Genomic DNA, 13363 nt, shown 5'->3' on the forward strand with positions numbered 1-13363 from the left:
TTTTAGAGACGCTTGCTTTGTTTTTTTCGGGGATTAGCTAAGAATTGTCTCCATTTTTTTGTACTTTCAGATAATCTAACCAACGCTCAAAATATTCAAACGATGAAGATCTTTATCAACAAATTAATTCCTGAGGATGGCATGAAGATATTAGCAGATTCTGGTATCGACTTGCTGATGCCGGAAAACCCGGAGATTAGCTATGACGAATGGATCGGCTACTGCCAGCAATGCGATGCAATTCTGAATATCGGTGCTTATAAAATCGATAAGCAGTTTTTTGATTTATGTCCATCGGTAAAGGCAGTATCCTTGTTTTCGGTAGGGTACGATCAGGTTGATTTGGAGGAAGCTACGCGGAGAGGCATCCCTGTCTCCAACACGCCCGATGTGCTGAGCAAAGCAACCTCGGACATAGCGTTCTTATTGATGCTAATGGTATCTCGACTGGCATCCTTTCACACCAACCAGGTGCGTCTTGGCGTTCGATTTAAATATTTTAATCCGATTGCTAATCTAGGGCAAGAGCTATACGGAAAAACGCTCGGCATTTTTGGGTTGGGGCGGATCGGTCTAGAGATGGCGCTAAAATGTAAAGCTGCCTACCAGATGAATATCATTTACCATAACCGCAATCAACATCCGGATTTAGAGAAGCAAGTAGACGCAAAATATGTTTCCTTTGAGGAGTTGCTGCAGCAGTCTGATGTACTATCGATACATGCAAATTACGCTCCTGAGCACCACGGTAAATTCGACGCCAGCGTTTTCCAGCAGATGAAGCCAAATGCCATATTGGTCAATACCGCTCGCGGCGGATTTATCAATGAAGAAGATCTTTACGAAGCGTTGCAATCAGAACGTATCTGGGGTGCAGGCTTGGATGTTTCGGATCCGGAACCTATGTTGCCCGACAATCCATTATTGAAGCTAGAGCGCGTATGCGTGTTGCCACATATTGGTTCTGCAACGGTGGAAGCTCGTGGAGGAATGGCCCGAACTGCAGCGGAAAACATCGTCGCTTTTGTGGATGGGAAACCGATGCCTACTTGCCTAAACCCTGAGGTTTACGAGAAATCCTAATGAAGAAAATACTAATTGCACCCAATAGTTTTAAAGGGGCGCTTACAGCAGAAGAAGTCGCCCAAGCAATTGAAACGGGGTTGAAGGCTAGCAAAATTCAAGCTGAGCTAATCAAGTTTCCCATTGCAGATGGCGGTGACCACACATCCTATTTGCTTAGCAAGCATCTAAAGGGCAAAATGGAAAAGCGCGCTGTGAAGGGTGTCTATTTGCAGGATACGGAAGCGAGCTATGCATTGCTAGACAAGGGCAAAACTGCGATTATAGAGGTTGCAGAAACTACGGGCTTTAAATCGATTAGCGGCAAGTTGCGTAGCCCTATTGAATCGAGCAGCTACGGCCTCGGCGAGCTGATCAAATATAATCTGGATCAGGGTGTTTTGGATTTTATCATCTGCCTGGGTGGTTCAGCGAGCGTTGACGGAGGAATTGGGATGTTGCAGGCATTGGGTATGGAGTTTTTAGACAAAGCCGGAAAAGCGATCAATGCGACATCGAAGAACTATAGAGACATAAAAAGTTTCTCTCTCGACAAGCTTAAAAGGATCAGTCAGGATGCACGTTTCACTGTGCTATGCGATGTAGAGAACAAGTTGTTGGGAGCTGATGGTGCGGCAGCAGTATTTGGCCCCCAGAAAGGAGCTAGTCCTGAGGATGTGAAAGCACTAGAAGCGTTCTTGGGCTATTTCGATAAATTAACGGAGGAGATCATTGGAAAATCTTTGAATTCAGTGATTGGAGGCGGGGCCGCCGGCGGACTTGGCGCCGCTTTTATAGTATTCTTAAATGCCGACATAAAGAAAGGAGCGGCATATTTTTTCGAACTCACGAAGATTGAAGATCAGGTAAAGAATGTCGATTGGGTAATTACCGGCGAAGGCAGCATAGACTCGCAATCCTTGGAAGGAAAAGCACCGGTAGTTTTAGCCGAACTGGCACGCAAGCACAATAAACCCATAATTGGCCTAGCGGGAAATATCCCATTAAAGATTGACAAAAAGTTACAGGACTATTTTGCAGCATTGCTATCAATCGGTAATCGTCCGGAGGACTTGGAAGATGCTATACAACATACCGCCGATAATTTGACGAGAACAGCTAAGCAGTTGGGCTTATTATTGAGTCGTTGATTTAGAGAAGAAGTGTCTTGAACTAGGAAATAAAGGATGAAAGGATTAGCAGGATCCTGTTCATCCTTGCATCCTTCCTTTCCTGGTTCAAAACAAAGTTTCCTTCTTTTCAAAACAAACTACTCCTTCAGATATTGACGCCCTTCTAATGTCTCATATCTAATGTCTGATATCTAATGTCTAATGTCTAACCTCTATTATAAAAATCGGCCGCAAATCTTGAATTTGCAGCCGACAAAACATCACATGATTGAAACAAAAACGATCTTTATTAATTAAAAATATCCATGCTTTTGCACATCGCCATAGTTCAGTGCAATTTCTAAACGCTTCACGATAAATATTCCGCCCTTAGAGACGACAGTTACTTGATTATCGCCTTTTAATAGGGTGTTATTCGGAATTTCATAAACATATACTTCTTCTCCATCTTGCAGACCTTTAATTCTATCGTATTTAAGGGCAAAGCTGCTGTCTAAAGGTTTTACTTCTTTACCATTGACACTGAGGTCCATCCTTGCCATTTTATCCGTACGGAGAAACAGAAGTCGAGATTGAAGGTTCTTGCTATCGGGCGCATCGCTTACGAAGATTCCGATATTGCTTTTTTTGCCATTTCCGCATGCCATGGGTAAGTCGGCTATTTGTAAAACGCCATAGGCATTCGTCACTCCGTCGGAGGCGCAATAGATCTTATTTCGGTTGGCTAACAATGTCGGGTCGCCTAAATCAGTCAATAATCGTTGTGATCTGGTTCTATTCACCAAGCCGCTTTCATTTAGCGCTTTAGCATAATCTACTTTTCCGTCGTTTTCGAAATAAAAATTAAAGAGGTACAAACCATCGCCGCCCTGACCAAGAATATGGGATGCCATTCCACGATACATGCCTTCGGAAAAGAATTCGCGCGGCTGATATCCGCCATCATCGATGGATCCGTAAACTGGTATCGTCTTTTTAAAGCCTTGAAATAAATCTTTTTTGAATTTGGCAATTGGCGTCGCCGTTTCACCTCGCCAATGCGCACCAATAGAAATGAAATCCACTAACCCCTGTCGATGCCATTCGCGAATGTCGATGCCTTTCTCCAAGCATCCTTCCACCGTTATAGGAACACGAACAGATAACAGAATATCCTTTTTCCGAACGGCCGAAACAGAGTCGACCATCAGACGTACCGATTTCACAAAGGAAGTAATCAAATGAGATTTTGCAGGTCCATCTCCTGTTTTGAACAGCACGATGAAACGCATAAAGTCTAGATCATAGCCATCGATCTGTGGATATTTTTCTAGCTGTTCGCGGATAAGATTTAACTTATGCTGACGAACTTCATCGTGAGTAAAATCTAATGCCTGCGCACTATTCATACCTTGGGTAGGATCGCCAGTATAATACTGTGGATTGTTGTACCAGAAGTCGGGATAGGATACCCGGCAATTGCTGGATGTATCTGCAAAATGAAGATCATTGACGCGGAAGCTGATAAAGGCTTCCATTCCGCGTTCTTTAGCACGGGTCAGTGAGGCGTCTATGATGTCTGTGCCTTCTTTTTCAAGGCTGAGGAAGTTGTTGTAATAGTGTTTAAAGGCATCGCGCTCGGCGGTACTTTTGTTGCAGGATAGGGTACCGTTAAGGTCATCGCCAAAGGTGCGTTCGTATTTGGAACGGTAATAGACAAAGTCGCTACCGGTACACATCATGTAGGTAGTAACAACCTTGCTGTCTGCTACGATATCGACATAACGGTTAATATCTGCGCGAGAGAGGTTAGCCTTGCGATTAAACCACATGTTGGCTAGAGCATCAGTGCCGTCGTTGTTATGGATAATACGAAAACCCTTCGCCTTTTGCTGTTCTTTGGGTTCTTGAAAGGAAGTGAATCCGAGAAAGAAAAGAACAGCAAAAAAGGACGTTAAAAGGGCCTTGTGGTTTAGGTTGATTGTCATTATTAAATGTTTTTGAGAGGGTTAATCTCAGAAGCTCCTTTGGAGCTTGTAATACAATAATAGTTAATTGAGATGAGGGAACTGTCCTGTACTTACCTTGTCCAAGAATAAAAAAACACTAAAGCGAAAATGTAGCTGTTTTAATGCACTATTGGAGCATACACCTATCTCCTTCCCTGATTCTCCGCTAAATCTCCCTGTTTAACCGCTTTACAATTGTTGCAAAATCTCAATTCTTTATCTTCAATCATCCATAAACGCTATGTAACGATGATGATAAAAGTATTTTCTAAGGTTCTATTGTCTCTAGGGGCAATCTATTTGGCGAAAGCGCAAGCACCGAACGCCCTTAAAAACGTTCCAGCAGACTCCATCATCATATCTGTTTTTCGAAACGATCAACAAAATCGAGAGGAGCTCATGAAACTTATGAACAACGAGAATTATCCGAAGGATAGTTTAGTCTTTAAAATATTTGATCTAAAAAAGCAAGATGCAAGAAATCAACAGCAAGTATTTCCTTTAATTGACCAATACATCAACAATGAATTAAACCTAGCGAAAGATGCATTAAATGGTGCCTAACACATTAGTGTATCACATTCATATGCGCATCATTCAAATCGTTGCTATCCACCGGCTTTCCTGACATTTCCAAGCAGGTTTCTTCAATCATTGTGCTCATAGTACTTAACGCAAGATCATTAGCCTCATTTCCGAATGGCTCTTCGATTTCATCAGCAATGGCTTCAAAGGCGACAAAAGTATAGGCGATAAAGGATACGATAAATGGAGTAAACCAACTCAAGCTGTCGACCAACCCGAAGGGTAATAGGAAACAATAAATATAAACTGTGCGATGAAGCAAAACGGAATAACTGAACGGGATTGGGGTTGAAGCAATTCTTTCACAGCCGCCCAGTATATCCGAGAGCTTATCAATATTTTGATCGATTCGAGCCTGCTGAATACTGTCGATGATATTCCTTTGTTTTAGATTTTGAATCCATTCTCCCATGAATTGCATGATTACCGCTGGCTTATACTTTGAGACTTTAGCAATTGCGAATAGTTCTGGCGATAATCGGGATTCAAGATCGCTGCTCGCATCCGTACCACGTAACTGATGTTTGAGAGCGAAATTGAACGCACTGTTATTCGAACAAAAACCAATAGTTCATTTTGATCAATTCTGCCGTTTGTCAAAGTTGCGACTTGCCGCGTAAGCGCTCTGGAAACATTTAATAACGAGCCCCAGAGTTTTCTGCCCTCCCAAAAGCGCTCATAACTCGCATTATTACGGAAGCCTAGAAACAAGGCTAATACGAAGCCAAATAGCGTAAAAGGTGTTGCATCCAATGGGACTTTATAACTCAGTAACGTCCCATGAAAATAGACGACAGCCACCGACAGAAAAAACAGTAAAATAAGGCGAGGCAAAACGCGTGGAAGAACAGAACCTTCCCAAATAAACAACATTCTGAACCAAGTTTCCTTTTTGCGTATAATCATAATTCTACTCTCCTCGGTATTTTGATTTGATAAGACCAAATATACCATCTTTTTAAATGGAAAGCGTTGTTGGGAACGGGTTAGAGGGATGGGGCAATTGCTATTCAGCAACATTATAAAAATCCCCGATTTTTAGTCGGGGATTTATTGAAAACTAATTAAACTTATGTATGGGAAATCTATCGCACGAATAATGCATTTTCTGTTTGCTCCAGTGTGCTGTATATCTTGTATAGCGCTCTTGGCACATGGAAACAGCCTTTCCATTTCCCACCTTTCAAGGTCAACAAAGGTTCGCCTTGTCTATTTAGATAACCATACCATTCTCCATATTCCGGATCGCTAAATCTACTAAAAGAATATGCATCTAACTTTTCGAACCACTCTTTACAATCTTGTCGACCAGTATAGGCATAGCCTTTCGCCATACATACCAGTGCTTCTAAGTGAACCCACCATAATTTTTGATCCCATTCCAACTGTAGTAAAGGCTTATCAAGAATATCTTTGAAGTACAAGATGCCCCCAAATTGTTGGTCCCAACCGTAGTTCAATGCTCGAATGGCGACGTCAATACATCGATTCATTAAATCGGCATCCTCTCTTCTGATAGCAAGATCCATCATGAACCACATCGCTTCGATAATGTGTCCCGGATTTACTAACCTTCCTTCGAACGTGTCTGAAAAAGAGCCATCAAGATTCACGCTCTCCATAATCAAACCGGTATCGTTTTGGTAGAAAACGTCCATTACTTCATGCATCACCTCGTCGATAAGTTGATCAACGGTTCGCTTGTCGATGATATGCTCTAACTCAAGCGCAAGGTTACTTAGAATCATCGGCAATGAAAATCCTTTCAAGGAGCGCGAGTTTGGATATTGCTTATTAAATTTTCCTTTTGGATTGTCTCTACGTTCGAGAATGCGGTTAAACGTACTAACAGCAACATCAGCATAGTGATCATTTTTCTCTATCTTGTAAAGCGCAGCCAAACCCATTGTTGCGAAACAATCTGAGAAGATATTATATGGCTGAACCAAAGGTTTTCCATAGCGATCTAAGGCAAAATACCAGTCTCCATTTTCGTCGCGACCATTCTTCAAAATGAATTCTGCTCCCTGAAGCGCCATCTCCTTCCATTCGGTGTTTGGTTCAACTTCGTTGTACATGGTTGCCATCGTCCAAATTTGGCGCCCCTGCAACCACATAAATTTATCTGTATCAAACACTCCCCCCTCACGGTCTAAACAGGTGAAAAATCCTCCATATTCATTATCGTTCGAATTCTTCGTCCAAAATGGAAGGACATTCTGCAGCAATTCCTGTTTATATTTATTCACAAAATCCATCATATCTTTTGCTTATTTCAATTTTTCTAAATATTCTTTATAGCGATTAAATAAATGTCCAGCCTGCAAGTATGCAGACTGAGGACTCATAAAATGCGAGAACTCAAACGTAATCGCTTTATCGTATCCCGCTTTACGTGCAGCCTCTAACTTTAGTCTCAGTTTTTCGAATTTTATTGGGAGGAACTTTATTGGCATGTCTCTATCGAAAGATTCAGCATTTGTCCAGCACTGCATTCCGTAACGGTCCGCAAGTTTCTTATTCACAGTAAAAAAGTCTTCAAGTTCATGATAGTCGATGTGTCCATCTTGAAAAGCTACCGCATCTACTGCATGATGTATTTCATGAAAAATTTCATCCCATTCGCGCTCATGTTCTTGCAGCGAAACGACATCGGACTTGGAAAGGGTCGCCGAAGATGCCATAACAGCTTTCTTGCCATCTATCCAAGGTGAAATTAAGGTTGGTAGATTATTGCTAACGCTTTTACATTGCTCTCCTAATACTCGGAATGCTGTCGCCGCCCCTTTCGTTTTTCTACTGATTTCCATACTCAAGTACCATCCTCCGAAACTCGAATAGTGGCCATATTTCGACCATACCTCGTCAATGACGTATCGGTTAGCGTCAATCTCATGTTGCATGTTTCCAGAATCCCAATATTTGCCACTATCGTATAATCCGAAATAGAATTTCAAGCCATGCTTTTCAGCTAGTTGGAGAAACATCTCTACGAGATCCTCACTAGGCGCATAGCAGCCATACTCCTTCTGCAACCATGTGGATGGATAAGTGATGAAACGACGATATCCACTGCGAATCATAATCACCGTATCTATACCTATGGATTTCATATGGGCAAAATCTTGATCCCATTCAGCTCTTCCCCAGTTTTGATGGGGAATATCGTGGCTAATTTCGTCGATAAAAGTTCCTGTAATTCTCATTATAAATATTTCTTAGCTTTCAAATAGTCCACCCAACGGATGTAACCGTCCGTATTGATATGTATTCCATCTGAAGTATAGTTTTTGTTTAGGATATCATTCTCACCAAGTACATTCCCCAATTCAACATACGTTAAATTATAGGTGGTAGCAAGCTTCTGGATCCCTGCATTTAAATCTTTAATCAGCTGCGCTTTGCCCTTTAGATAATCATATTTCAACAGTTCATCATTCATTGGCAAAGTACTCTGCACATATATTTTTGTTTTAGGACTATGCTTTTTGATTGTCAGAATGATCTCTTCATAATTCTTAAGCGACCAAGCTGTTGGCAATCCTCTTCCAATATCGTTTATCCCCATCATCAGAAATATCTTGCTCGGTTTCGTCTTAACAACATCGGCAACACGTGCCTTCATTCCGAAGGTATTATCCCCTCCGATTCCGCGGTTTCCAATTCTGTGTTTTCCGGCAATTAGCTCTTGCCAAGGACCGCGCTCTGTTATGCTATTACCGAAAAAAACAATATCAGTTTTTGTATTCTTCAATCCTTGATACAATTTCTCGCGCGACTCATAATACCAGTTATTATATGAGCTATCACGACTCAAATCTCTTTTCTCCTGCGCAAATCCAGTATTGACACATAGCAAGATGGTCAGCAATAAAAAACTAGCTCTCATATTATAAGTATTTTTTAGATTTTAGATAGTTGATGTAAGGAATATATGCTGCAACTTCTAGGTGGATTCCATCAGGAGTCATCTCTGCTTTAAGCTGTCCTTTTTCATCCGCTATGACAGGGTACAGGTCGACGAATGTTACATTCTTGTTTTGCGCAGCAATCTGCGTCAATTCAGCATTGATCTTCAGAATATCTTCATTCTTTACTTGCTTAAATGCTGCTATCAATTTCGCATCATTTATAGGCATAAGACTGCTCAAATAAATCTTCGTTTTAGGAGACTCTGCCTGTACCCTTTTTATGATCTTACGATAATTTTCCAAAATATTAGAAACCGGTACATTTCTTTTCAAATCATTGACGCCGATCATTACAAATAACTTCTTTGGTTGATGACGTATAATTTCCTCCAATCGATCAACAACCCCGAAGGAAATGTCTCCGCTAATACCACGATTTAGAATTGGCAGTTCAGGGGCGATATCCTCCCAGCGTCCTGCTTCCGTCAAGCTATCCCCAAGAAAGATTACTGCCCCTTTCTTTACGGGCATTTTGTTAAATAGTGCTAATCGCTCAGTATATCCAGAGAACACATAATTACTGTCGATGGCTACCTGCGCATTTAAGTTTTTACTAGACAAACCTAGTAGGAGTAAACTAAGATATCTTAACTTCATTTGTTGTTTCGTTAATGTGTATATTATTATTTTAAGAACGCCAGAACCATTGTTTCTTTGTACAATAACTGGTAATAGCAATCATTAGGATTATAAAAACCGTTGTTTTAATGAGCCCTAGATATGGACTGCTAACAGCCAATTGATCTAACCAAGGAAGTATGCGCAAAAGTCCCAAAACAGGCGTGATAAAGAATGCTGAAACGCTATAGGCTATCATCGGATTTTGACCGCATCGAACCAAAGACTTTATTACAATATTGTTCTTACAGAAAGTCACTAGATAATCACAGGTCAAATAAAATAAAAAAGCTAGTCCACTTGTGATAAACCAATAGCTAAATGAGGAAGGATCCTTTTTTATGCCACCATCGATAGGCTCGAAGAACAGACCTACTGTTGAAAAAATAAAACCACAAAAAATCAACTGTTTATAGAAAACAATTTTATCTTCCTTTTTATCCTTCAAGAAATAATAGAAAAGTATGCCGAACACTACGTGTCCCACTAAGTCCACAGTAATCCAACGCTCGTATAAACAGAGGACGTGAAAAGCGACGAAAAGGAACGATAGCGTGCCTAATATTAGTGTTGCTTTCCGTTCGGAAGATGTGAACTCCCTTTGAAAAATCTCTCTATTCTTCCAGATTAGATCCCCTAAAATAGAGCCGGGCAATACGATACACAGATATTTCAAGTATGCAAAGTTGTAGAACCAATGTAGTTTGGGATGAAAGTTCCATATCGCGGATGTCCAGCTACCTGCAATATCCTTGCTAAACCAAACGCCCATAAAACAAAATAAAATGGCTATTCTTAGATAAATGCTATTTGCGGAAAGCACCCATAACAGTGTCCCAAACACCGCCATGTTCGCTAGAACAAGTATGATGATATTGCTCTTTTCCTTATGAAAAGTATTGCCAAGAACCTCACTATGATAATATGATAATGCTATAAGGATTAGAAATCCCAATATTTGCAACCCGTATTTTTTAAATGCAGTTCCTTCAAAGCGCATAAATAACAAGAAAAAGGCACCGAAAGCAGCTAACGCTGATAGATAGTTTACAATGTTGTTTCCTGTTAAATTATCAGGTGTTAGGTAGGCTAATGCAATCGAAAAGACCAATAATAGCAATCCCCTCCGAAGCACGATCTTTGTAATAGACGCATATTGCCGTGCTTCCAAAGATTTCTTGAGGGCAAACGGGAATGCCGCTCCCATTGAAAATAGAAAAAAAGGAAACACCAAATCGACCCAAGTAATGCCTGGTCGATCAGGGTTGAACTTAAAGTCCGGTGGACCAACCTGAGCATGATACATCCATCCTGGAAATTCAGCTGTCCATGGTATAACCGCAGCTATGACCATCCCGACAATCGCCAAACCTCTTAACAGATCTATACTGAGATTTCTATACTTTTTCTGAGACGTATTCACAATATTAACTCATAATTCCTTTGAAATACTGCTGCTGCAGTGCAGCAACAGTACCGGTTTAGTTGATGTACCTGTTGTTTATTTTAAATCTATTGGGACTAAAATCATCGGTGTTGGTAAGCAAGATGCTCCTGGAGGAGAATAGGTAAAATTGATCTCCTGTATCTCTTTGCTTGGATCTGGTTTATAGATCTTAATTAAAATAGCTTCAGGTGCTGCTCTCGTCACTAACTGATTCGATGGATATTGATTTACAGACTTTTTACCCTGCGCATCATATACTTCCATTGTCAATCCCATACCACCGCACCATTGATTATCAGCGGAACGGCTATTCCAGGTAATTAAGGCTAATCCTTTTCCATCTGTGCTTTTCCACTTGATTTTTGTATCATACAACACCCCGTAATTACCCGCATTCTTTGCAGGTTGTTTATCGGCTCCTATAGTTCCAGTAATCCATGGATCATCTTCTCCATCGGCAATAATTAGCTGTTGAACACCTTGTTTGGTATCTAAAGTATCAGCACTTACAATCTTGTAATTTGACACTGGGAATATCCCGCGACCGGCATTTACATGGCTAAACGGAATAATAGTATCGATTTTTGAGAATGCTTCCGCGGTATTTTGCTCAGGTGAGGTCTGCACAACAGAAATTAGTGCCGGCTGATCCACCACAAATTCGTAAATACCATGAACCAATTCATCATATTTTGCGATGCGCTTCTCCATTTCGTCATCAATAGGAACGACTTGCCCGGGTTTGATGACTTTAACCATATTCACTTCCTCCGACTTGAAATAATCTTCTAAACCTTGCTTTCCAATTTTGAAATAATTAGTACTTGGAGCTTGAGAAGAAAACTTCAGCATTCTCAAATGCATATCTTCTTTACCTAAGTTCTTAATCACTGCATTGATCTTCCTTGGAATTTGCGTCGGCTCTTTCACCCCATTCACATTGTAAACATAAAGTCTTACTGCCCCTGGAGCAACTTGCTCTTGCATAGCAATAGCTTCCGGAATGCGGATATATTCTGGATCGTCAGAGATCAAAAACTGCGGGCCTGGAGTAACTGTTTGTTTGAAAGCAATTTTCTTAAAATCAGGTTTTAAGAAATTCTTTAGGATAACAGTCTCTCCTTCCTTTGCAGCTCTAAGCGTTTTGGAAATTTCGGATAAGTTTTCTTGTGCCACAGACGCCTGCTGGAACAAGAACGGAATAGCAAGTAATGCGATAAATCTTCTTAGCATAGTAATAATTTATTTTTTTAACCCTTCTTTTAAATAATCCCACCATCCGTAATTGATTACATGGACGATGTCAAAGATCATGGAACCTTCAGATTTCGCTCTACACATCTGCAAAGCTTTTACAAACTGCTCTGGATGACCCTTGTATTGTTCAACATAGAGTCCAGCATAGACTGGGGTCTCTCCCATTGTTACACGGTTAACTAATTCGGCAGAACCTTCAACTGTATACCAATCTTCCTGCGCAACTGTCAGTCCCGACTCTAATTGTTTCTCATCAGTTTTCTTTTTGATTTCAGATTTTTCTACTTCGAAATAATAATTGCCAGTAGTAAACAAATCAAGTGCATCCGCGTAGGCATAGTTCTTATATTCAGACGATGCCCATGTAAACTCCTTCGATGGATCATATTTCTTGCTTGCGAAATTGACACCAACGTCATAGTAAAGTGGATACCAAGAACCTGTATAGTCACCAAATACAATATTGGGGTTGATATTCTTTAACTCTTCGCGAGCTTGGTAAATAAAATCATGTATAATCTTCGCTCTCCAAGTCAGCCAATCTTTGAAATGTACACCATCAACGCGTTTTTCTTCCTGATATTCGTAGATATCTGCAGGAAATTTTGCTAATGGCTTGCCTAAATAATCCTCAAAGGCTTTTCTACTTGCATCAGAGAAATCAGCATTCAGATTGTCGAATCTAACACGATCGAGGATAATACCGTCTAACTTCGGATACATGGCTACCAATTCCTTAAGAATCGAAAGTTCGTACTGACGTACTTCTTCTAACACAGGATTAATCATCGCAGAGTATTTATTCTTCTGATCCGTAATCAACTTAAAACCTGTAGGCAAATAAGATGTCGTACGCCAATGTGCCTTATTAGCATCGTCATATACAACGCCTCTATCAAAGAAATTATGACCAGCCACAAAAACATTCGTCGAGGCATGAATCTTTAATCCTAATTGATTCCCTTGCTCAATAAAATAGCTCAACATATCCCATGAAAGGTCCTTCTTAGTCTTCGATTCGCCCCATGATGTCATCACCGGTGCAATCTTACTTGGGTAAAGAACTTCTCCCGTTATAGGTTTAACATCAACCACGATATCAGTTACACCGACTTCTTTGGATTTCTTCAAATAGTAAACAATAGAATCCTTATGGCAGAATCGATCGAAGTTTGCCGTAGCGTCAAACCAAAGGATATTCCGATCGATAAACGGCTTTTCCTTGATCGCCTGTTCCTTTTTAATTACACAGGAACTAAATAATATTGATAAAATAAAGGCTATACTAACTAATCTCATGTT

Annotated in this window: 12 protein-coding genes and 1 pseudogene; 3 read left to right on the top strand and 10 right to left on the bottom strand. The window is 40.6% G+C overall.

Features of this window, described 5'->3' with window-relative positions; all coding sequences use genetic code 11:
- Positions 1-102: 102 nt before the first annotated feature.
- Together B2400_RS00825 and B2400_RS00830 are read left to right on the top strand one after the other, a co-directional pair.
- A complete protein-coding gene (locus B2400_RS00825; protein ID WP_286651370.1) occupies positions 103-1083 on the top strand; it encodes a 2-hydroxyacid dehydrogenase in 981 nt (326 codons plus the stop codon).
- Positions 1083-2213: a glycerate kinase gene (locus B2400_RS00830; RefSeq protein WP_286651369.1), complete on the top strand. Its 1131-nt coding sequence runs from the start codon at positions 1083-1085 to the stop codon at positions 2211-2213. The genes B2400_RS00825 and B2400_RS00830 overlap by 1 nt, the downstream gene beginning before the upstream one ends.
- Positions 2214-2488: 275 nt before the next feature.
- Here B2400_RS00830 and B2400_RS00835 read toward each other — a convergent pair whose 3' ends face one another.
- Positions 2489-4162 (bottom strand): hypothetical protein, encoded by a 1674-nt coding sequence (locus B2400_RS00835; RefSeq protein WP_286651368.1) that lies wholly within the window; start codon positions 4160-4162, stop codon positions 2489-2491.
- A gap of 270 nt (positions 4163-4432) precedes the next feature.
- On the opposite strand from B2400_RS00835, the gene B2400_RS00840 reads away from it, so the two are divergent.
- Positions 4433-4747 carry a hypothetical protein gene (locus B2400_RS00840; protein ID WP_149525441.1) on the top strand — a complete coding sequence of 105 codons (315 nt, stop codon included), beginning with the start codon at positions 4433-4435 and terminating at the stop codon, positions 4745-4747.
- A gap of 4 nt (positions 4748-4751) precedes the next feature.
- On the opposite strand, the gene B2400_RS00845 is transcribed toward B2400_RS00840, so the two are convergent.
- The 9 genes and pseudogenes from B2400_RS00845 to B2400_RS00885 form a co-directional block, all read right to left on the bottom strand.
- Entirely contained in the window at positions 4752-5336 is a 585-nt protein-coding gene (locus B2400_RS00845; protein WP_293930218.1) for a bestrophin family protein, read from the bottom strand.
- Positions 5312-5788: pseudogene (locus tag B2400_RS00850) on the bottom strand (bestrophin family ion channel); the annotation flags it as partial. The pseudogene B2400_RS00850 and the gene B2400_RS00845, both read right to left, overlap by 25 nt.
- A 65-nt stretch (positions 5789-5853) precedes the next feature.
- A complete protein-coding gene (locus B2400_RS00855; protein ID WP_286651366.1) occupies positions 5854-7029 on the bottom strand; it encodes an AGE family epimerase/isomerase in 1176 nt (391 codons plus the stop codon).
- Between the two features lie 9 nt (positions 7030-7038).
- Positions 7039-7974, bottom strand: a complete 936-nt coding sequence (locus B2400_RS00860) for a DUF4434 domain-containing protein (RefSeq protein ID WP_286651365.1) — start codon at positions 7972-7974, stop codon at positions 7039-7041.
- On the bottom strand, positions 7974-8657 hold the full coding sequence (locus tag B2400_RS00865) for a GDSL-type esterase/lipase family protein (protein WP_286651364.1): 684 nt from the start codon (positions 8655-8657) through the stop codon (positions 7974-7976). The genes B2400_RS00860 and B2400_RS00865 overlap by 1 nt, the downstream gene beginning before the upstream one ends.
- Before the next feature lies 1 nt (position 8658).
- On the bottom strand, positions 8659-9336 hold the full coding sequence (locus B2400_RS00870) for a GDSL-type esterase/lipase family protein (protein ID WP_286651363.1): 678 nt from the start codon (positions 9334-9336) through the stop codon (positions 8659-8661).
- A 31-nt stretch (positions 9337-9367) separates the two neighbouring features.
- On the bottom strand, positions 9368-10780 hold the full coding sequence (locus tag B2400_RS00875; protein ID WP_293930211.1) for a DUF5009 domain-containing protein: 1413 nt from the start codon (positions 10778-10780) through the stop codon (positions 9368-9370).
- A 78-nt stretch (positions 10781-10858) separates the two neighbouring features.
- A complete protein-coding gene (locus B2400_RS00880; protein ID WP_286651361.1) occupies positions 10859-12037 on the bottom strand; it encodes a copper amine oxidase in 1179 nt (392 codons plus the stop codon).
- Between the two features lie 9 nt (positions 12038-12046).
- Positions 12047-13360 carry an alpha amylase family protein gene (locus B2400_RS00885; RefSeq protein ID WP_286651360.1) on the bottom strand — a complete coding sequence of 438 codons (1314 nt, stop codon included), beginning with the start codon at positions 13358-13360 and terminating at the stop codon, positions 12047-12049.
- Positions 13361-13363 lie beyond the last annotated feature (3 nt).

This window comes from Sphingobacterium sp. UBA6645 (genome assembly GCF_002455685.1).
GTDB classification, from domain to species: Bacteria; Bacteroidota; Bacteroidia; order Sphingobacteriales; family Sphingobacteriaceae; genus Sphingobacterium; species Sphingobacterium hotanense.

What these genes read in the sequence shown, in the direction of transcription:
- B2400_RS00840 (WP_149525441.1), top strand. Translation starts at nt 4,433, where the DNA reads ATGATGATAAAAGTATTTTCTAAGGTTCTATTGTCTCTAGGGGCAATC.
- B2400_RS00870 (WP_286651363.1), bottom strand. Translation starts at nt 9,336, where the DNA reads ATGAAGTTAAGATATCTTAGTTTACTCCTACTAGGTTTGTCTAGTAAA.
- B2400_RS00860 (WP_286651365.1), bottom strand. Translation starts at nt 7,974, where the DNA reads ATGAGAATTACAGGAACTTTTATCGACGAAATTAGCCACGATATTCCC.
- B2400_RS00885 (WP_286651360.1), bottom strand. Translation starts at nt 13,360, where the DNA reads ATGAGATTAGTTAGTATAGCCTTTATTTTATCAATATTATTTAGTTCC.
- B2400_RS00880 (WP_286651361.1), bottom strand. Translation starts at nt 12,037, where the DNA reads ATGCTAAGAAGATTTATCGCATTACTTGCTATTCCGTTCTTGTTCCAG.
- B2400_RS00865 (WP_286651364.1), bottom strand. Translation starts at nt 8,657, where the DNA reads ATGAGAGCTAGTTTTTTATTGCTGACCATCTTGCTATGTGTCAATACT.
- B2400_RS00825 (WP_286651370.1), top strand. Translation starts at nt 103, where the DNA reads ATGAAGATCTTTATCAACAAATTAATTCCTGAGGATGGCATGAAGATA.
- B2400_RS00830 (WP_286651369.1), top strand. Translation starts at nt 1,083, where the DNA reads ATGAAGAAAATACTAATTGCACCCAATAGTTTTAAAGGGGCGCTTACA.
- B2400_RS00855 (WP_286651366.1), bottom strand. Translation starts at nt 7,029, where the DNA reads ATGATGGATTTTGTGAATAAATATAAACAGGAATTGCTGCAGAATGTC.
- B2400_RS00835 (WP_286651368.1), bottom strand. Translation starts at nt 4,162, where the DNA reads ATGACAATCAACCTAAACCACAAGGCCCTTTTAACGTCCTTTTTTGCT.